At 54.9% G+C, this 17,833-nt stretch carries 16 protein-coding genes, 27 tRNA genes and 1 pseudogene; 40 read left to right on the top strand and 4 right to left on the bottom strand.

Annotated elements, in window-relative coordinates:
- The first annotated feature begins 2 nt into the window (after positions 1 to 2).
- From ABEA92_RS21415 to ABEA92_RS21360, 12 genes are all read left to right on the top strand, one after another.
- Positions 3 to 563: a hypothetical protein gene (locus ABEA92_RS21415; RefSeq protein WP_345685973.1), complete on the top strand. Its 561-nt coding sequence runs from the start codon at positions 3 to 5 to the stop codon at positions 561 to 563.
- A complete protein-coding gene (locus ABEA92_RS21410; protein ID WP_345685971.1) occupies positions 541 to 1,926 on the top strand; it encodes a sulfotransferase in 1,386 nt (461 codons plus the stop codon). The genes ABEA92_RS21415 and ABEA92_RS21410 overlap by 23 nt, the downstream gene beginning before the upstream one ends.
- Positions 1,923 to 2,639 carry a glycosyltransferase family protein gene (locus ABEA92_RS21405; protein WP_345685969.1) on the top strand — a complete coding sequence of 239 codons (717 nt, stop codon included), beginning with the start codon at positions 1,923 to 1,925 and terminating at the stop codon, positions 2,637 to 2,639. Before ABEA92_RS21410 ends, ABEA92_RS21405 begins: the two co-directional genes overlap by 4 nt.
- Entirely contained in the window at positions 2,636 to 3,382 is a 747-nt protein-coding gene (locus ABEA92_RS21400; RefSeq protein ID WP_345685967.1) for a glycosyltransferase family 2 protein, read from the top strand. Before ABEA92_RS21405 ends, ABEA92_RS21400 begins: the two co-directional genes overlap by 4 nt.
- 163 nt (positions 3,383 to 3,545) lie before the next feature.
- On the top strand, positions 3,546 to 4,088 hold the full coding sequence (locus ABEA92_RS21395; RefSeq protein ID WP_345685965.1) for a glycosyltransferase: 543 nt from the start codon (positions 3,546 to 3,548) through the stop codon (positions 4,086 to 4,088).
- Entirely contained in the window at positions 4,085 to 4,888 is an 804-nt protein-coding gene (locus ABEA92_RS21390) for a radical SAM protein (protein WP_345685963.1), read from the top strand. The genes ABEA92_RS21395 and ABEA92_RS21390 overlap by 4 nt, the downstream gene beginning before the upstream one ends.
- 545 nt (positions 4,889 to 5,433) lie before the next feature.
- Positions 5,434 to 5,505: transfer RNA gene (locus ABEA92_RS21385), tRNA-Phe, on the top strand.
- A 58-nt stretch (positions 5,506 to 5,563) separates the two neighbouring features.
- Positions 5,564 to 5,636 (top strand) — tRNA-Pro (locus ABEA92_RS21380).
- A 169-nt stretch (positions 5,637 to 5,805) separates the two neighbouring features.
- Positions 5,806 to 5,878, top strand: a tRNA-Lys gene (locus tag ABEA92_RS21375).
- A gap of 11 nt (positions 5,879 to 5,889) precedes the next feature.
- A tRNA-Ile gene (locus ABEA92_RS21370) sits at positions 5,890 to 5,962 on the top strand.
- A 97-nt stretch (positions 5,963 to 6,059) separates the two neighbouring features.
- Positions 6,060 to 6,132: transfer RNA gene (locus ABEA92_RS21365), tRNA-Lys, on the top strand.
- 204 nt (positions 6,133 to 6,336) lie between these two features.
- A tRNA-Gly gene (locus ABEA92_RS21360) sits at positions 6,337 to 6,407 on the top strand.
- Between the two features lie 17 nt (positions 6,408 to 6,424).
- Here the strand turns inward: ABEA92_RS21360 and ABEA92_RS21355 are convergent.
- A complete protein-coding gene (locus tag ABEA92_RS21355; protein ID WP_345686115.1) occupies positions 6,425 to 6,784 on the bottom strand; it encodes a four helix bundle protein in 360 nt (119 codons plus the stop codon).
- A gap of 57 nt (positions 6,785 to 6,841) precedes the next feature.
- Here ABEA92_RS21355 and ABEA92_RS21350 point away from each other — a divergent pair.
- The 7 genes from ABEA92_RS21350 to ABEA92_RS21320 all read left to right on the top strand — a co-directional run bounded on the left by ABEA92_RS21350 (position 6,842) and on the right by ABEA92_RS21320 (position 8,019).
- A tRNA-Asn gene (locus tag ABEA92_RS21350) sits at positions 6,842 to 6,913 on the top strand.
- 85 nt (positions 6,914 to 6,998) lie between these two features.
- Positions 6,999 to 7,099: transfer RNA gene (locus ABEA92_RS21345), tRNA-Gly, on the top strand.
- A gap of 107 nt (positions 7,100 to 7,206) precedes the next feature.
- Positions 7,207 to 7,281 (top strand) — tRNA-Gln (locus tag ABEA92_RS21340).
- A gap of 95 nt (positions 7,282 to 7,376) precedes the next feature.
- Positions 7,377 to 7,449, top strand: a tRNA-Asp gene (locus ABEA92_RS21335).
- A 157-nt stretch (positions 7,450 to 7,606) separates the two neighbouring features.
- Positions 7,607 to 7,681, top strand: a tRNA-Glu gene (locus ABEA92_RS21330).
- Positions 7,682 to 7,746: 65 nt separating this feature from the next.
- Positions 7,747 to 7,830, top strand: a tRNA-Ser gene (locus ABEA92_RS21325).
- A 118-nt stretch (positions 7,831 to 7,948) separates the two neighbouring features.
- A tRNA-Trp gene (locus ABEA92_RS21320) sits at positions 7,949 to 8,019 on the top strand.
- Positions 8,020 to 8,060: 41 nt separating this feature from the next.
- Here ABEA92_RS21320 and ABEA92_RS21315 read toward each other — a convergent pair.
- Positions 8,061 to 8,405 (bottom strand): four helix bundle protein, encoded by a 345-nt coding sequence (locus ABEA92_RS21315; protein WP_345685961.1) that lies wholly within the window; start codon positions 8,403 to 8,405, stop codon positions 8,061 to 8,063.
- 57 nt (positions 8,406 to 8,462) lie between these two features.
- Between ABEA92_RS21315 and ABEA92_RS21310 the strand changes: the two genes are divergently transcribed.
- From ABEA92_RS21310 to ABEA92_RS21285, 6 genes are all read left to right on the top strand, one after another.
- Positions 8,463 to 8,534 (top strand) — tRNA-Val (locus ABEA92_RS21310).
- 50 nt (positions 8,535 to 8,584) lie between these two features.
- Positions 8,585 to 8,854, top strand: coding sequence for a hypothetical protein (locus ABEA92_RS21305; RefSeq protein ID WP_345685959.1), 270 nt, complete (start codon positions 8,585 to 8,587; stop codon positions 8,852 to 8,854).
- Positions 8,855 to 8,918: 64 nt separating this feature from the next.
- Positions 8,919 to 8,992, top strand: a tRNA-Leu gene (locus ABEA92_RS21300).
- Between the two features lie 24 nt (positions 8,993 to 9,016).
- A tRNA-Ala gene (locus tag ABEA92_RS21295) sits at positions 9,017 to 9,087 on the top strand.
- A gap of 5 nt (positions 9,088 to 9,092) precedes the next feature.
- A tRNA-Leu gene (locus ABEA92_RS21290) sits at positions 9,093 to 9,164 on the top strand.
- 12 nt (positions 9,165 to 9,176) lie between these two features.
- Positions 9,177 to 9,250, top strand: a tRNA-Leu gene (locus ABEA92_RS21285).
- A gap of 30 nt (positions 9,251 to 9,280) precedes the next feature.
- Here the strand turns inward: ABEA92_RS21285 and ABEA92_RS21280 are convergent.
- Positions 9,281 to 9,604 (bottom strand): annotated as a pseudogene (locus ABEA92_RS21280) (four helix bundle protein); the annotation flags it as partial.
- 260 nt (positions 9,605 to 9,864) lie between these two features.
- Between ABEA92_RS21280 and ABEA92_RS21275 the strand changes: the two are divergent.
- The 11 genes from ABEA92_RS21275 to ABEA92_RS21225 all read left to right on the top strand — a co-directional run bounded on the left by ABEA92_RS21275 (position 9,865) and on the right by ABEA92_RS21225 (position 13,416).
- Positions 9,865 to 9,940: transfer RNA gene (locus tag ABEA92_RS21275), tRNA-Leu, on the top strand.
- Positions 9,941 to 9,952: 12 nt separating this feature from the next.
- Positions 9,953 to 10,025, top strand: a tRNA-Val gene (locus ABEA92_RS21270).
- A gap of 97 nt (positions 10,026 to 10,122) precedes the next feature.
- A tRNA-Ala gene (locus tag ABEA92_RS21265) sits at positions 10,123 to 10,194 on the top strand.
- Positions 10,195 to 10,204: 10 nt separating this feature from the next.
- A tRNA-Ser gene (locus ABEA92_RS21260) sits at positions 10,205 to 10,294 on the top strand.
- Positions 10,295 to 10,308: 14 nt separating this feature from the next.
- A tRNA-Arg gene (locus ABEA92_RS21255) sits at positions 10,309 to 10,380 on the top strand.
- Between the two features lie 71 nt (positions 10,381 to 10,451).
- On the top strand, positions 10,452 to 11,258 hold the full coding sequence (locus ABEA92_RS21250; RefSeq protein ID WP_345685957.1) for a hypothetical protein: 807 nt from the start codon (positions 10,452 to 10,454) through the stop codon (positions 11,256 to 11,258).
- Between the two features lie 38 nt (positions 11,259 to 11,296).
- A tRNA-Thr gene (locus tag ABEA92_RS21245) sits at positions 11,297 to 11,370 on the top strand.
- Positions 11,371 to 11,395: 25 nt separating this feature from the next.
- Positions 11,396 to 11,467: transfer RNA gene (locus ABEA92_RS21240), tRNA-Arg, on the top strand.
- A 231-nt stretch (positions 11,468 to 11,698) separates the two neighbouring features.
- Positions 11,699 to 12,565 carry a slipin family protein gene (locus tag ABEA92_RS21235; RefSeq protein ID WP_345685955.1) on the top strand — a complete coding sequence of 289 codons (867 nt, stop codon included), beginning with the start codon at positions 11,699 to 11,701 and terminating at the stop codon, positions 12,563 to 12,565.
- 206 nt (positions 12,566 to 12,771) lie between these two features.
- Entirely contained in the window at positions 12,772 to 13,149 is a 378-nt protein-coding gene (locus tag ABEA92_RS21230; protein ID WP_345685953.1) for a hypothetical protein, read from the top strand.
- Between the two features lie 102 nt (positions 13,150 to 13,251).
- Entirely contained in the window at positions 13,252 to 13,416 is a 165-nt protein-coding gene (locus tag ABEA92_RS21225; protein WP_345685951.1) for an SEC-C metal-binding domain-containing protein, read from the top strand.
- 73 nt (positions 13,417 to 13,489) lie between these two features.
- On the opposite strand, the gene ABEA92_RS21220 is transcribed toward ABEA92_RS21225, so the two are convergent.
- Positions 13,490 to 13,849: a four helix bundle protein gene (locus ABEA92_RS21220; RefSeq protein ID WP_345685949.1), complete on the bottom strand. Its 360-nt coding sequence runs from the start codon at positions 13,847 to 13,849 to the stop codon at positions 13,490 to 13,492.
- A gap of 53 nt (positions 13,850 to 13,902) precedes the next feature.
- Between ABEA92_RS21220 and ABEA92_RS21215 the strand changes: the two genes are divergently transcribed.
- From ABEA92_RS21215 to ABEA92_RS21200, 4 genes are all read left to right on the top strand, one after another.
- A tRNA-Cys gene (locus ABEA92_RS21215) sits at positions 13,903 to 13,973 on the top strand.
- Positions 13,974 to 15,158: 1,185 nt separating this feature from the next.
- Complete coding sequence (locus tag ABEA92_RS21210) at positions 15,159 to 15,530, top strand: hypothetical protein (protein WP_345685947.1); 372 nt, start codon at positions 15,159 to 15,161, stop codon at positions 15,528 to 15,530.
- A gap of 280 nt (positions 15,531 to 15,810) precedes the next feature.
- Positions 15,811 to 15,898 (top strand) — tRNA-Phe (locus ABEA92_RS21205).
- Positions 15,899 to 16,012: 114 nt separating this feature from the next.
- On the top strand, positions 16,013 to 17,701 hold the full coding sequence (locus tag ABEA92_RS21200; protein ID WP_345685945.1) for a TROVE domain-containing protein: 1,689 nt from the start codon (positions 16,013 to 16,015) through the stop codon (positions 17,699 to 17,701).
- The last annotated feature ends 132 nt before the right edge of the window (positions 17,702 to 17,833 follow it).

The following is a 17,833-nucleotide window of genomic DNA, read 5'->3' as shown; positions in this document are numbered from 1 at the left end:
CCATGATCCACTGCCCGCACCTGACACCCAGCAACGTCTGCGAAGTTGCCTCGGGCATGGCAGGCTGCCAAGCCAAAGTCTCGCCCGCAGCTTGCAACGCGTGTCAAAACGAATCTAACCCGCGAGCGATCAACGTCGTCACGATCGGCATGGCCTTGGTCAACAAGAAGCGTCGCAAGAAAGACACTCGTGAACTGTACGCGATGCTTGGTAGCTACTTGCCAGATCGTCAGCAAGAACCTGCAACGTTGAAGATCACCGATTACCGGCCCGGTCCGGGAAACGAACTGAAAAACATGCTTGCATGGTTCGCAAAGCCGAACGAAACGTGCAACTGCGAAACGCGAGTCGACACGATGAACGACTGGGGCGCCGAAGGCTGCCTGCGAAACATCGACACGATCGCCGACTGGTTACTCGAAGAAGCTCAATTGAGAGGAATGCCCCATGGAAGGTTCACTCGCGTCATCGCCAAGTCACTCGTTCAAACAGCCGTCCGAAAATTCCTACGCAAATTCCCCGACGGAGCACCCGAGCCGAATGACAACGAGGATCGCGATTGATCGGCCGATCGTCGAGCGATGCTTTCTGATGAACCTCGATCGGCGTGAGGATCGCCTCAAAGAGTGGATGGAGCAAATTCCCGATCCCTGGCCGTTTCCTCATCCCGAGCGATTTATGGCGATCGACGGCCGCCGTGTCGCGACGCCGCCCCAGTGGCGTGCCGGGAATGGAGCTTGGGGTTGTTACCGTTCACACGCTTTAATCCTTGAAAAATGCCTGATCGAGCGTATAAATTCATATGTGGTCTTCGAAGACGACGCCGGGTTCTGCGAAGACTTCGCTCAACAACTCAAAGCCTACGTCACCGAGTTGCCGGCCGATTGGGGACTCGCGTATCTCGGTGGCCAGCATCTTTATGCCGGTAAACACCCGCCGCACAAAATCAGCGAGCACGTTTACCGGCCGTACAATGTCAATCGGACGCACGCCTTCATGGTCCGTGGTCGTGAAAATATGAAGGTTTTGTACCGACACCTTCATTGGAGTGATTGGCACTCGAAACACCACATCGATCATCATCTTGGGCGATTGACCCAGCGACGCTACCAATCACTTGTGCAAGGCAAGAACGTCGACAAAGAGTCGATCGCGGTCTACGCCCCCGACCGCTGGCTCGTCGGGCAACTACCAACCAAGTCCAATATCTGCGGTCGCAAGTGGGAACAGACACGCTTCTTCAACGACGCCCGCAATGCCGACCATTCGGACGCCCCGTTCTACGCCGTGCTCGGTCCCCATCGCTCGGGGACATCTTGCGTCGCCATGGTTATGCATCACCTTGGCGTCCATATGGGCAACCAGCTCGGTGGTTACGAAGCTACGGGTGGGGGCGAAGCCGTCGGATTGGCCCAGCTTTGTGAGAAGGCGATGCGATTTCCCGCCGTCGATCCCACGATGTCGGATGAGCAGCTCACGCAACAGCTGAAGTCATGGATCGTCACTCGCAAAGCGGAAGCGAATCGCGACAAGACAGTGGCCGGTGGCAAATACCCGCATCTCTGCCGATTTGTCGAGCATCTTCATGCTGGCCTCGGGGGTTCACTGAAGGTCATCAGTGTCGAGCGTGACATCGAGGCGTCGATTCGAAGCCTGCAAAACCGCTCCGAAAAACATCGAGGCCAATGGTTTGCTGCCAATGATGAACAATGCGATCGTCTCCAACGCAGCCTGATGCAGCACCGTGATGCATTCCTGGAAAAGCATCCTGAGATTGACGTCTTCCGCATCGAGTTCGCCGAGTTGACCACTCATCCCGAAGAGGTCATTCGCAATCTGATCGAATTCCTCGGCATCCAGCCAACGGCCGAAGAGATCGCGGCAGCAATCGATCACGTCGACCCCCAACTTCGCAAACACGGATGAGCAGGTTCCCCAAGCCAACGGAGAATCTGGGCGTGATGTATATCGCGATCGGTGGCCGATCACTGTGGCAGCTTCGCCGCTCCCTATCGTCGTTGCGGCATCACTGCCCGAGCGTACCCGTTGCGTTGTTCACCGACCAACCAGCCGACACATGCCCCGATGTCGAGTATCGCTTCGATGTCAAATCGCCCCTTGGGTATCAGGTCAAACCACGCTTCATTCCATGGCTACCATTTGATCGCACAGTCTACCTCGACGCCGACACGGTGGTGCTCAAACCCTCGTCAATCGCGCCTTCCCGTTTGCTAACTGAGCGATTCGGCTACGAAGCAATTTATGTTCACGGCGTTTCCAGACGCTGTGATCAGGTCGGGATCTGCGGTGTTCCCTCGATGAATTCTGGCGTCGTAATGCTTCGCAAGTGCCAACGCGTTCTCGACGCACTAGCATATTGGCGACGCATTTACCGTGGCGGCAATGACGAAGTTCTGCTAACGAAGGCGCTCCTACGTCACGCGGTTCCCAGTTACATCTTGCCGGCTGAATGGAACTGCAGAAACCGTCAGCAAGTTGGTCACTACTCCGCCATCCGCATTACACACCATCGCCACGTATTGCGATTGGTGCAACCCGATGGATCAGTCCCAGAAAACTTGCTCAAGCAATGGTGGGACGGCAAAGTTGACGAAACTAAAGGGCAAAAACTGGCATGAGAATTCAGCTGTCCGACGTTACGTTCTGCGTCAAGACGATCCACCGCCCCTGGTCCTGCCACCGCTTGGTCGAGTCGCTGTGCAAGCACATCGCTGCAGCCAATATTATCGTGGTCGATGACGGACAGCCGGAGCACCGTTTTCTTGCCGCGTATCCCGAGTCCGCCGCGAAGTGCCAAGTCATTCACCCGGCCGAAGTCGACGTTGGCGTCGGAGTCGGTCGCAATATCGCGGTGGATGCGGTCGGCACCGAGTTCATGTTTCTTCTTGATGACGACCACGTCGTCACTCCGAACCTGAACTTCGACAAGCTCATCGATCGCTTCGATAACCTTGACGTTGATATTTTGGGTGTCCGGCAAGGATCCGGCGGCCGGCCGACGATGCTCTCGCCGTTGATGAAGGGCCGGCGAATTTGGATGCATCGCGGCGAGATCCGGCGAAACGGTCACGTCGCTTGGTGTCACATGTCCTCCAATGCGTTTCTCGCTCGCACCGAAACGATCCGGTCTCTTCGGTGGGACGAAGAACTGAAGACGTACGAGCACTGGGAATTCTTCTACCGTGCAAAGCTGGCTCACCTACAGGTGGCGGTCGCCGGCGATTGTTTCATTCGCCACGCCCACGTGACCAGCGACGCTTACCGCCCCCTCCGCGAACGATCAAAGTTCCGCTCGATGGGACTTCGTAAACACGGATTTCATTCGATGCGTTATCCCGGAGGCCAAATTGTCCGTGCGTGATCAAGTTACTTTTTGCATCAAAACCATCCATCGCCCCCAGTGTTGTGCCGCCCTCGTTCGTAGCATTCATCAGCACTGCGCCGAGGATCGACCCGCGATTCACGTTCTCGATGATGGTAAACCCGAATTGCGATTCTCGACCAATTGTCCCACTGAAGCGGCAATGGTCGATCGTATCATCGAGACGAAATACGACATCGGACTTTCCGCAGGACGCAACCGCCTTCTCGATGCCGGCGAAACTCCGATCGTGGTCTTCGCTGACGACGACCACCTGGTCACCGAGCAAACCCGCCTGCCTGACTTGGTCAAATCGCTTAACAGGCATCACGACCTCGACCTGCTCGCTGCTCTATCGAATCAGCAAGAACGCCCAAAGCTTATGCGAGTCGATGGAAAGACGCTACGGATCCCTCGCGGCTATTACCGACAGCGCGGCTCGATTCGTTGGTGCCACTATGTCGGCAACTGTTTCGTTGCCTATCGCGACATCCTGCAAGCGATCCGGTGGGATGAATCGCTCAAGGTCGAAGAGCACTGGGATTTCTTCTGGCGATGCAAGATTGCCGGCGTCAACGTTGCCTGTGATATCAATCACTCGTTTCGCCACGAGCATGTCGATCCGCCAGGATACATTCGGCGGCGGCCACAGTTCCTCAAAGCAGCACTTAGGAAACACGGATTAGTGAAAGTGATTTGGCGATGATTGACATACCAGCATTGGAATACCACCTCGCCCACGGTTGCAATCTGTCGTGTCAGCAGTGTAGCCACTACAGCAATTTTCGTCTCGCAGGAAAATTGCCGACACCGGCGGATGCTCGCCGCGAGTATTCATCGTGGTCGAATCGCGTTCGACCTCGCCGTTTCGCCCTGCTCGGCGGTGAGCCGCTCTTGAACCCGCATTTGATCGAGCACTTGCGTTTGGCCCGCCAGTATTGGTCCGATTCCAACTTGATGCTCGTTACCAACGGCTTTTTCTTTGATCGTCATCCCGAGTTGCCTGCGACGTTGGTGGATACCAATTGTCGTCTCGAAGTCAGCCAACACGGTACACATCAGCCGTATGTGGATCGTTTCAACACGGTAAAGAGAACAGTGTGGCAATGGCGAGCAGACTATCCTGCAATCCGAATCAAGATTCGCCAGTCACATCGTGGCTGGATGCAGCAGTATCGAGTCGAAGACGGCAAGCCGATGCCTTTCGATTCAAAGCCCGAGACTGCCTACCGCATCTGCATGCAGAAAACTTGCACACAGTTGTTTCGCGAACGCTTGTGGAAATGTCCCGCGTTGGCCTACTTTGCCCTTATGGAACAACGACTAAAACTCGAAACCATCCCTGCGTGGCAACTTTTTCGCGACTACAAGGCATGCCCTGCATCGGCCAGTGATGAGGAACTGCAAACCTTCGTCGAGGCGAAAGCGATCCCGCAATGCGGACTGTGCCCAAGCAAACGTGTCCCGTTCAAACATCGAGATCCAACCCAGAGTGGAAAGATCTGATTCCGTACCCTTTTGTTGTCGGATACGATGCTCACTTCTTTTCGCGATCAAGACAATGCAATGCTTTTGGCAAATACAACGCAAGCAATTCCGTATTGGCTGAGGAGAGTTTGCTCGCTTGGAAATTACTGTGGTGGATACCAAAGTCCATTGCTGTGAGTATTTATCAGGTTTCTCGGCGTTTAATGAAATAGAATCCCTGTCTCGCGCATCTCTATTTTTGTGAAAGCGAGATTTTACGCGAACCCTTGCGACGCAAATGCGTCTATCTCTCCGAACACACAAGTCACATTCACGCCACGAGCGAGTAACGAGCTTTCTGATGTTATCAAGAATCCAATCCAGTCGACTCGAACAGATACACGAAGGCAATCTCTTCGGCGGGCAACCGTTGAATACAGATAATGCCCCGGCGTATCCGCGTCTGATGTGACACTCGCTTTCATTAGCGAACGACTTCTTTATGAAGGCTCGGTGTCACGCAGACACCTGAGCCTTTTTTCGTGTCCGCATCGAACGGGCAAACCCAACAACGAACCCCATTTGGGCTGGTAGCTGAGACGGTCTAGCGGCGGTCTGAAGAACCGCAGACGAGGATTCGAGCGCCTCCCGGCCCACTGACAAGGAAGATATGCGCCGACGGAACCATCCGCGGCGATTGAAGCAACACAATATCGGATACAGGTGCAGATGGAAGCACGCCTGCTTTGGGAGCAGGAGGCTCTCGGTTCGACTCCGAGGTGTCCGACTTTTTGAAACGACAACATGGTAGTCGAGGGCTGGTCGCCCAAATCCGCCTGATACGCGGGTCGCGCTGAGTTCGATCCTCGGGGCTACCACTTACGACAACGACACGAAAGGAAAACCAACATGCTGCCTGCACTGCGATTGAAACGCATAGCCGCGAATGAAAAAGCGGGGCTGTGGTGTAACTGGCAGCATGACGGACTTTTAATCCGTTCGGTGAGGGTTCAACTCCCTTCGGCCCCATCGCTACGCATCGGCGTGTAGCTCAGGGGTGAGAGCGGCGTCCTTATAAGGCGACGGTCGCGGGTTCAATTCCCGCCACGCCGACTGACGAGAGACTCGAGTCCTGAGTGATGAGTCCTGAGTGATGAGTCCTGAGCACGGAAACTCAAGACTCGCGACTCAAGACTCACAACTATTTTTTGGGATTGTGGCAGACAAGGTAATGCATCGGACTCTTAATCCGAGCGATGTGGGTTCGATTCTCACCGATCCCACTTGAGACATTTTGAAACAAGCACTGATGGTCTAACGGCAAGACTTCTCCGTCGCGAGCGGGGTTGTGCGGGTTCGATTCCGGCTCGGTGCTCTATGTCAGACTTCAGCAATCAGGAGTCAGGCTTCAGAACAAAATCTGGAGTCTGAAGACTGAGACCTGAAGCCTGATCCGATCTTTGACAATTTGGTAGTGATGCATTTTTGCGCCCATGATGTAGCGGTAGCCTGCTGCCTTGCCATGGCGGAAGTGTGGGTTCAACTCCCACTGGGCGCTTGGTCAGGCTTCAGACTTCAGGAGTCAGACTTCAGAGAACGCAGCAAACCGTTAAGAACTCGTGCGGCTTCGTTTGCAATTGCGATGACTTCCGTAGCGGATTTTTCGTCGAGGTACGACAGTCGCTGAGCGAGCGAGAGTTGGTATTCAACTTCGCAAACCGAGCCGTAAGCAATTTCGAGAAAACGCACGTAGTCGGCCTGTGATGATTTGGCACTTCCTTCAACGATATTCGACGGGCCGGAAACAGCAGCACGGCGAAGCTGTGACGTTAGCCCAAACATTTCCTCTTTGGGGAAGGTTGATGTGCATTTGTAGACAGCCATAGCCAGTTGGTCAGCCAACTCAAACGCTCGCAGTTTCCTGTAGTCTCGCATGATTTTTCCTTTCTGAAGTCTGAAACCTGATACCTGATACCTGATGTCTGATTCTATTCCGGTGTGGCCCAATGGTAAGGCGGCTCCCTGTTAAGGAGACGAGTGATGGTTCGAGTCCATCCGCCGGAGCTTCGCGAAGTTTGAAGGGTGATGTGAGAAGTGTGGAATAGCTCGCTTCGTTCCACAACTTGCCCTTCAAACTTCCGCATATTTCGTGTCCTTGGCCGAGCGGCAAATCGACCAACCGGCATCCATGCCGGTCGGTGCCCGCGGACTTCCAATCCGGCTAGGTGGGTTCGACTCCCACAGGGCACTCTGTTTAATTGTAAAAACTCTCTCCGGCGCGTAGTCGCGCTCATGACCTTTGAAGCTCGCAGATCGGGTTCAATTCCCGGACGGAGTGCTTTGCAAATCTAAGTTACGCCGGAGTAGCAGTTGTTGGTCGCTGCACCTCGCTCTGAACGAGGGGTTCATTGGTTCGATTCCAGTCTCCGGTGCTGTGGCCAGATCTGGTGTTGGTTTCCAGTGACTCACTGTGAATGAGTTTGTCGCCGGTTCAATTCCGGTTGGTCACCCTCGTGCAAACATATTCGGTGGCAAGTTCCTCTGGGAAGGAAGCTTGATTGTCTATCAAGTCGCTGCGGGTTCGACTCCCGTTGCCATCGCTTTGAATTCGCCGCATTCGACTACTGGCTAGGTCGGCTGCGGATCAGGCGCACGCGATGGAGATCGAAACTCCTATGCGGTACTTAGGGTCGCCTTTCACTCCGCGAAAGCAGCATGGCTCAACGCATCTTTCACGGAGTGAAAGGCGACAATCTCGGCGTGGTAGATTCTGATGGCAGAATCGTCTGGTTTTCATCCAGGAGTCCGCGGGTTCGATTCCCGCTCACGTCACTGATTGTGGCCGAACGCTCTGCGGTCGGTATTCACTCCGGCCACGGAGTGTCCGGCCACACTACGGAAGTCACCCGGCCGGATGAGGACACTGTCTTGAAAACAGCTGCGGTCAATAACCGTTGTGGGTTCGAGTCCCACGGCTTCCGCTTGTTTGATGAAATCTTGGGAGCGTTTCCACACGGGAGACTGTAAATCTTCTGCCTTTAATTGTGTGGTAGTCGGCGAGAGGTGCGATTCCTTGCGTTCCCACTTTTGCAAACACACACGTCTCTGGTGTAACGGTAGCACTGCTGATTCCAAACCAGTTAGTCAGGGTTCAAATCCTTGGGGACGTGCTTGGAAGCTTGAAGAGTGAAGTTCCAAGTTCGAAAAGTGGTCATCGGTTTTTCTTGCAGATCGACGTCAATATAGCGAGCAGTTCATTGGCCTCTGCAGTGAGCGGTTCAAGTCGAGATGGGGGAATGATATCGGTCTTCGCCAGCAAACGCAGCCAATAATGAGTTTCTCTCGCCTCTTTGACTGCAATCGAATACTTGTGAACGAAGTCACGCTTGCTTTCGCTTGCCTGAGCTTCTTCCACGTTTGCACCAATCGATGTGCCGGCTCGAAGTAATTGCCTCATCAGTGTCGCAGCGACACTGCTATCGCTCTCCAACGCAAGGCAGAGCTTTACGATTCGCTCGGCAAACGCAAACGTTCGGTCGGGTAAGTCACTCTTCATGGCAACAATCTACCGCATTTCATTTCAAACTTCCTCCTTCGACCTTCAAACTTCCAAAGTCCTGTGGTCCAACGGCGACGACACCTGTTTTACACGCAGGAGACGATGGTTCGATTCCATCCGGGACTACTGCCGGCGTCACAGTGACGCTGGCCCGCAACTAACCAAGGAGAACGACGATGTCCAGAAATGTGAAGTACGTGCAATGTGCGATGAGACGCAGCATCGCCGGCGGATCAGTGCGAACGACATCGTACATCCCGCAAGAGTTTGCGAAGGTGGGCCGCGTGCTGAGACTGAGAGACGACAACGCTGGTTGGGTCGACGGCTGGGTTGTGGAGTGCGTCGGTGACGTGATCGTCGAAGGCGACCAACTCCCTGATTCGCACAAAGCGATCAAGAACCATCGCAAGTCGACCGGCGACAGCGCGCCGCGTCTGCTTGCGTAACACGTTGGCAGCCAAGGGAAGGACGCGGTCGGTCGCGTCCTTCCCAGCGGCACCAGCCATCAACGCCTAGATACGCCAACCGGCCGAGCGGCTCGCTTTAAACCCGAGTGTTTGCAGGTTCGACTCCTGCTCTGGGCACTTTTCAAATTCAACGAAGAACATGGGGCGCTCGTCCAACGGGAAGACGTCTGTTTTGCACGCAGAAAATCGGGGTTCGATTCCCCGGTGCTCCACTCACGCTGAGGTAGGCCAACGGCGAGCCGCTTGTCTTAGGAACAAGTGCTTGCGGGTTCGACTCCCGCCCTCAGTACTGATTCAACATGCTGTGGTACGCAAACCGGCAAAGCGGCGAATTTCAAACGTTCGTGTTTGAGGGTTCGACTCCCTCCCGCGGCATTAGCGAGTTAGCAATTAGCTGATTGGCCGTTAGCTCTTTCGGATGGAGCGGATCAATGCGGCAAGAACTTTCGATGTTTCGTTCAACTTGGCCTGAAAATCGGTGTGTTCGCCTCCGAAGCCAAGGCGGACGGCAAGCGAGGTTTGATATTCGAGTTCTCGTAGCGACCCGTACCCTATATCCAGAAACCGCAGGAATTCAGTTTCGGTTTGCCGTCCACATCCTTCGACAATATTTGAAGGAATGGAAACCGCCGCGCGTCTCATTTGCGATGTCAAACCAAACTGCTCCTCACGCGGGAAGTTGGCCGTGAACTTGTACGTGAGCAGCGCAACTTCGTCGGCCAATTCAAAAGCACGAAGTTTCTAGTGATCTCTCATTTGTTTCTCCTGACTTGGGAAGCTAATTGCTAAACGGCTAACAGCTAACAAGCTACCTCAATGCGGGTGAGCCAGGCTCATCCGGGCCTCATAAGCCTGGACCGTCGGGTGCGACCCCCGAACCCGCTACTTCGATGCGACTACAACGCGGATGGGCCAGTGCCCAGCCAGGTTTCATATGCCAGGCACGTCGGGTGCGACCCCCGGATCCGCTACTTGAACTGAGTGTTCTCGGCCGGGTACGCAAACTGGCAAAGCGACGAGGTCGAGAGCCTCGTGACTTTGTGAGTTCGACTCCCACCTCGGTCATCGCAACAAAACGATCGCGTGGTCCAGCGGCTAAGACGCCTGCGTGACAAGCAGGAGACCGATGGTTCGATTCCATCCGTGATCACTGAAACGACAAGGTCTGTAAGTGTTGCGGCAGCACGCGTCTGTGGTATGGACGAAGACCGGGTTCAATTCCCGGACGGACCTCTGATGAAACAAATGGGCTGGCATGTTCCAAGGCGGCGACTGATCCTTGCAAGATCGGTGGAAGGGTTCGATTCCCTTCCGGTCCACTCAATATACGGAAGGGCAATCCGATGGGCGACGGTATCCGGTTGCTAGCCGGGCGAGCATCTTGATGGTGCCTTGAGGGTTCGACTCCCTCTCCTTCCGCTTGTTTACAAAACGGCTCGATGGTGAAACGGACATCATCTCTGGCTTCTAACCAGAAGTTCCGGGTTCGATTCCTGGTCGAGCTACTGCCGATAATCGCAGTCACGTTGGCTGCCGGCATCCATTCGCTTGTTTGACACTCTTGAAAGGCAATGTCATGAGCATGCATCAGATTGAGCGTCAATTCTCGCGGATTGGTGCTCGAGCAAAGGTTCACCCGCCGATCGTTCGGCGTTGGGGAACAACTCCTGAAGTCTCGATCGACATCGGCAACGACGCCGAAGGCGAGTTCTTCGATATCGCGATTCAGCCACCACAATTGGCCGAAACGCAAGTGATCGACGTTCAGCCTTCATTACGGCACCTACTGTTGATGTCGCGACAAGACGACGGAAAGCACAAGTTCTTGTGCGGACACGACGAGCGACACTGGTTCGTCGCTGCTGTTCCTGAACGGGCGGCCGTTTCATCTGTGAGGACAGCTTTCGACGCGCTCAAGCCGGTTTCGGTGCGAGCACTAGAGAACCGTCTCGGCGTGAAGCCGCGAAAGCGGAATCGTCGACGCAATGAAGCGTTCATCCGTCAGGGCGAGTGGTTCTTCGTGCCAGTCGAGAATCCGGCGTTGGTCGATGAGCGTCTAGTTCTGCGGAACGAGCCGATCGCACGCGGCGGTGGAAAGCCGCACCTTTGCGAAGAGGTGGTTCGGCAGGGCGGACAACTGGTCTACATCAGTAACCAGCATCCGAACGGATTGACCGAGGGACAACGCATGCGATTGATCAGTCGTAAGCCTGAGCTTCGTCACCTGCACTGGGTCGCTCAACGTCGAAACCCAAGCGTGTTTGTTCGCGGACGAGTTCGCCATCCGGATCACAAGACGATCATCTTGAACGGTTGGCACCAAGTCCTGATGAACACTGAAAACGAGTCGATCGCAATGCGACACGTCGCTTTCATCGACTGAAACTCGGTCCCGCACTTCGGTGCGGGGCCTTTTCCCAAGCCGACGTGGCTCGACATAGAAAGGCGCTGCTCTTGTAAAGCAGATCATGCTGGTGCGAACCCTGTCGTCGGCTCTAGTGACTTAATGACCAATAACATGACTCGTGGGTGTGCTGGATAGCATGGCAGTCTTCGAAACTGTCGGACCAGGTTCGATTCCTGGACGGGTTACTTGCCTCGGCGGCGCCAGGAGCGAGCCACCATTTGGTTCCTGCGATCACCTCTCGGAAAGAACGCTCAGAATTTCCACATCTGAAAGCTTGTTCTCCACATCGGCTCCGCTCCGAGGCTCCTTATTAGTCCGCAGTCCGTAGTCCTGAGTCTGTAGAAGGGACAGATCTGAATTGGAACAGGCGTGAACGCGGTAGACACCAAAACATCAATTTCTAAGGACTAAAGACTATGGACTCAAGACTAATTTCAGGTGCAGGACGAGAGTTCATCATCAAGGACACGCACCGCGGCTTGTACTACGAAGATGGCAAGCTAACCAAGGTGCTCGAAGCCGGCCGATACAAGATTCCACCGCACAAGCAATGGTTCAAGGAACTGCCAACGATCGAGTGCATGCTGGTCGACATCCGCGAACGCGAATTGACGATTAAGGGCCAGGAAATCCTGACCGCAGACAAGGTCGCGATTCGCGTGAGCATCCTGGTGCAGTTCCGCGTAACCGATCCGAAGGCTGCGATCCACACAGTGGACCAGTTCGAGGACCGACTTTACAGCGACGTGCAATTGGCGGCGCGTCGTTCGCTGGCGTCGATGAATCTGGAAGAAATTCTCACTAACCGAAACCGGTTGAGCGAAGACATTCTTTCGGACGTGACGGAGTCAGCGAATGGTTACGGTGTCGCGATTCGTCGAGCCGACGTGAAGGACTTGATCTTCCCAGGAAATCTGCAGGAGATCATGAATCGCGTTTTGGCGGCGGAACGACAAAGCCAGGCCCAGTTGGTGGAAGCTCGAACGCGAGCGGAAGTCGAACAGATCGAATCCGAATCGCGGGCGGAAATCACGCGACGAGATGCGTCAGCGGACGCAGAAGCACTTCGATTGCGAGAGCAGGCAGAAGCCGAGTCGTTGCGAGCAAAGGTGGACGCGGAAACGCAAGCCTACGAGCAACGAGCGAAGGCAGCAGCAGTGCTGGAAGGACACCCGGCGTTGTTGCGGTTGGCTGAACTTGAAACGCTTCGTGATTTGGCGAAGAACGCCAACGCACGACTGTATCTCGATCTCGAAAGAGGCCGGGTTAGTCACGATGAATAATCGTCGATGAAGAATGATTCGCGAAGGATGCGAACCAGGCTGAGTCGATTGATGTCACTTACGCAGTGCCGGCAAACAATGTTTGTCGGCGCTGCAATCATGTTCTCGGAGTGTGCCGGATTCGCACCCGACTTTGCGAAGGTCGTAGACCAGGTTCGATTCCTGGCGAGAGCACTTGCCAACGAAACGCCAAGCCATGGAGGCTGATGATGGAAAACGAAAGCACGAACGAAAGCACATTGGCCGGTGGCATTGGTGCCGGATTGGTTGCACTTCTCGGGATGTTCGCTCGGTGCGCCGATGACGTCGCTCGAATCGGCGTCCACTCAGTCGACGATGTCGGTCGAATGTCTGTCTCAACTGGCGACGACTTCGCCCGAGCGTTTTCAAACAGCAGTGATGACATCGTTCGCGTCTCGGACGACTTCCGCTTCGCAGACGACTTTGCCGTGCACTCCGAAACAAGATTTACGCCAGTTGCTGAATCGCACGACGGAGCCGGAACGGCGTTGCATGTGACGAAAGATGTCGCCGAGATCACAGTTCGACTCGTTAAGTCGGCCAATCGCGACGACGATCAGTAAACTACCTATTTCAGTTGAATGGAACCCTAACCTGGAGCAGACCAATGCGACAAAACAACCAGCACGACCGCGACTGCGACGAAGACCTCTGGTTTCGAGCCGATGAGCAAACGTCGTAAAGGCTACCCGTCGGAAACGAAAGTCAAACGTGGAGTCCAAATCATCCAAGGCAAGCAACTCGAGGAAAAGCTCGGTCGCAACGACCTGTGCCCATGTGGCAGCGGCCAGCGATTCAAACGTTGCTGCCTACGATCGGGGCGTCTGTGATGGCGTCAATCGCGACGACTACTTTTAGGGAATAAAGTAGAAAATAGTCTGTAGCCTCTAGTCTATAGGAAAATCAAGAATCGCTGCGAAGCGATTTGAGGAGGCCGTACGTGACCTTCGATGTCTCGACGACTTTGTCGTTTAGAGTCGTGGCGACTTCGGCGGGTAAGTACTCGAGTCTTGCAGCGATGCTGAGTTGGTACTCAACTTCGCGTGCGGATGCGAAGGCCATGTCGAGGAATCGAACGAAGTCCGCCTGCGATTGGCGGGCGCAACCTTCGACGATGTTGGATGCGATTGAAACAGCAGCTCTACGAAGTTGCGATGTTAATCCGAACATTTCCTCACGTGGAAATGTCTTAGTTGCACGATACACGTCCAGTACCAATTCGTCTGCAAGTTCAAACGCCCGTAGTTTCCGATGGTCTCGCATTTCCTTTCCCCCCATTTCCTAGAGACTAAAGACTGATCCCTAAAGACTACCGCAACGCTGGAGCCAGATGGCTAGGCGGCCGGCTGCAACCCGGTTTAAGTGGGTTCGACTCCCACCAGCGTTTCTTGATCGACCAACTGACGAATCGGACTACATCTTTGCTAAAGGCCCGTCTGATTCAACACCTTCGCTGGCCGATCACAACACACAGAAAGTTGCGAGTCCTGAGACTCGAGTCTTGAGCGAATCGAACTGCCTCGAGACTCAACCCTCAGGACTCACGGCTCCCCAAAAACACGGCGACTGCCGGTTCGGAATACATGCACCACCAAAGCTGATGCGTCCAGTGAGTCTGGGGATCGTGGCGACACGATCGGTAGGTTCGATTCCTACACGACTGTGATCTGACCACAACTTCGTCGCCGCTTTTACAACACACGACTGACTGCCGATTTGGAGTACATGGGCTTCTGTGGCCTACAAGCCTTGCGGGTTCGAGTCCCGCCAGCGATCGCAAGATCGTTGTGGTGGAATTGGAAGACACGCAGGATAGATTCTCTGGTCAAGCCTTCGTCAGTCGTTTTTGATCCAATTAACAACAACACATGGCGACTGCCGGTTCGGAGTACATGGGAGAGCGCGTCACGCGAGTGACGAGGCCGCGGGTTCGATTCCCGTCCGCTGCGAAAGCAAGTGGTAGCTCAGGCAAAAACCTCTGGTCCAGAACTTCGTCGCCAACCATACATAGTCGCCTTTCACTCCGTGAAAGTAGCGCAAAAACGAATCGTTCGCGGAGCGAACGTCGACAATACACGATTGACTGCCTAATCGGACTACATTACCTCGGGTGTCGTGGGTTCGAGTCCCACCGAAGTGAACCTTGAGTCCGCTTCGTAGCTCAGTTGGTAGAGCATCGAATCTGTCTGGTTAACAAACTTCGTCGATCGTTTTTTGAGAGCATTTTTCCGTGGGATAGGCATCCTGCCTGTCACAAAACCGCCGACAAGCTGGAAGCTTATCCCACAACCAATTCACGACTAACTGCCGCATCGGAGTACATCGACTCTTAATCGAAAGGTGTGGGTTCGATTCCCACCGAGCAAACTTCGGTTCGCTCGTAGTTTAACTGGCTGAACATTTTCTCTGATCAACCACTTCGTTAGTCGCGTTTTCCACAATCGTCTCGAGAGACTGAACTATGCGTGTTTTACATTCCTGTTTCGCTATTACGACCGGCCGCGAGTAATCCAACTCGCTGCCCAACAGAGAACACACATGCACAATTCATTCTTTCAACGATTGCGGAACCATGAAAACCACAACCGAATCACGATCCAAAACCGTGACGACCGTCGCGGCCAGGATCGCTGGCGAAGACATCGCTAAAGGTGACTTCGTCACCATCCTCAGCGAGATCATTGAGCTTCCCTCCTACCTATGGAGCTGCGCGGGCATCTCACAACCCATCGACGAACCCGTACGGACTCGATACCTGCCGCGTGCAGTTGGCGAACCGCACAAAGTCGTCGCCGTTTGCTTGCCGTTCGTTTACGCAAAACGCCCCAAGGGCAGCTTGATCGCATTCGACACACGACAGCAACAACTCGTCCGGCTCGACCGAGACAACGGCCGTTCCCTTTGGAAACAAATGGGAAAGACCACCAAGAAGAAAACGAAATAGAAAGCGCACACGATCGACTGCCGATTCGGAGTACATGCTTCAGGAGCCGGGTGTCGTGGGTTCGAGTCCCACCGGCGCAACTGCCATTCGCAAGAACGCAGCGCCGTAGCTCAGTGGTAGAGCACCGTAAAACCCTCTGGTCACAACTTTGTCGATCGCGTTTTTTGCATCACTACCGTGGGATAGGCATCCTGCCTGCCAGTCCTAGATCGACAAGCTAGAAGATTATCCCACTTCAACAACACAAAACCATTGCGTGTCGGAGCGGTCCCATTTTGTTCGGGACGTTTCGCTCGCGGTGGCGGCGTGAAAAACACACGATCCGACTGCCGGAGTGGAGTCCATAGGTTCGATTCCTGTCGTCCCGACTCCAACCGCGCCGAGGCGTTTCTCGGTCGCGGCCCCACAACGGGGCGAAGCTCATTTGGGAGCAACCTCTGCACCAAACTTCGTCGGATCGCTTTTTTCGTAAGGAGGTCACGATGGCCAACAAGTCTCTGTTCCAAAGCATCACCAGCGTCCTGCCACGAGCGACTGTCGTCAACGAAGCGGGCGGACCAGCGTACAAGTTGTCTGCGAAGCACGCGCTCGCCCAAATGGCGGCAACCGGCACGTTCGGCAACGTCTACTACGCGTCCGCGCAAAACCAACTCGACGCGATGCGAAAGCTGATCGACGAGATCGACGACAACGAGTTCCTGGCAAAGCTGGCCGTCTATTCACGTGAGCGTGCTTACATGAAGGACATGCCGGCAGCGCTATTGGTCGTACTGTCGACGCGAGACACCAAGCTCATGCACCAAGTCTTCGACCGAGTCGCCGACAACGGCCGCGTTCTGCGCACCGTTTTCCAAATGATTCGATCAGGACAGTTCGCCCGAAATGGAAAGAGTGGAACGGGTCTGTCGTCATCCACTCAGCGTGCGTTCCAGCGTTGGCTCAACGACGCGTCTGTTGGCAAGTTGCTTTCAGCTTCGATCGGAAACGATCCAAGCCTGCGAGACATCTTGCGAATGGCACGTCCAACGCCAAAGGATGACGCGCGTCGAGCGTTGTTCGGATGGTTGACCGACAAGCCAGTCGAGAAGTGGGCACCAGATACGGCTGACCACTTGCCATCGACGGTGCAGTCGCTCGTTGCCTACCGAGCAGCCGAGACGGCCGAAGCCCAAATGCTGATCGCCGGCGACCTGCAAGTCCGATGGGACTTGCTAGCCGACGCAGCCAAGGGTCCGTTGGTTTGGAAGGCAATTGCCCGACAAATGGGACCGCAAGCACTGCGAATGAACCTCAACACGCTCCTGCGTCATGAAGCATTCAAGAAGCCTGGTATCCTTGGATTCGCGGGTACCGACAACGCGATGATCGACTACGTGGCCGGCCAACTGGCTGACCGCGACGCGATCGCTCGCAGCCGTCAGTTCCCGTACCAGTTCCTGGCAGCTTACATGAACGCATCGGAGGAGGTTCCAAGCAAGATCAAGACGGCGCTACATGACGCTGCCGAGATCGCGTGCGGAAACGTGCCAAAGCTTCCAGGCCCAGTCATCATCGGACTCGACACGTCAGGTTCGATGGGATGTGCCGTCACGGGCAACCGTGCGGGTCGTTCGGGAAGAGGGGGCGGAACGTCGAAGATGCGATGCCTCGATGTTGCGGCACTGTTCGCAGCAGCGATCCTGCGTCGCAACCCAGACAGCGTCGTGATTCCATTCGATACGCAGGCTTACAAGGTCAAGGTCGATCCAAGTGATTCGATTCTGTCTCTGTCAGCACGCTTGTCGAAGTACGGAGGCGGCGGAACGGACTGCTCGTTGCCATTTGTCGAAGCCAACACACGCTACGCGAAGCAACGCTTCGCCGGCATCGTGCTGGTTAGCGACAACGAAAGCTGGATCACCTCGGGACGCCGATACGGCTACGGCCAAAACGGCTCAACCGGAGTGATGACGCAGTGGGAAAAGTTCAAGAAGACCCAACGTGGACACGGCATTGCCGATCCAAAGCTCGTCTGCATCGACATTCAACCCTACGGAACCAGCCAGGCACCCGAGCGAGACGACATCCTCAACATCAGCGGCTTCAGTGACGCCGTGTTCAACCTAGTCTCATCGTTCCTAGAAAACGACGCATCCCGCTTCGTCCGCGAAGTGGAGTCTGTCGAACTGTAAAGTGGGATAAGCATCTTACTTTTAAAAACACAGGCTAGAAGCCTATGCTACGAATGAAGCGCCCGCGGAGGAGAAATCCCCCGCGGGCGTTTTTCTGTCGTCTCTGAAGATGCTGTACTGAACCGATGCGGG

The sequence above is a fragment of the Novipirellula caenicola genome, assembly GCF_039545035.1.
GTDB lineage: Bacteria > Planctomycetota > Planctomycetia > Pirellulales > Pirellulaceae > Novipirellula > Novipirellula caenicola.
Note: the sequence above shows the minus strand (reverse complement) of the source record. Positions and strands in the feature narration are given on the sequence as shown.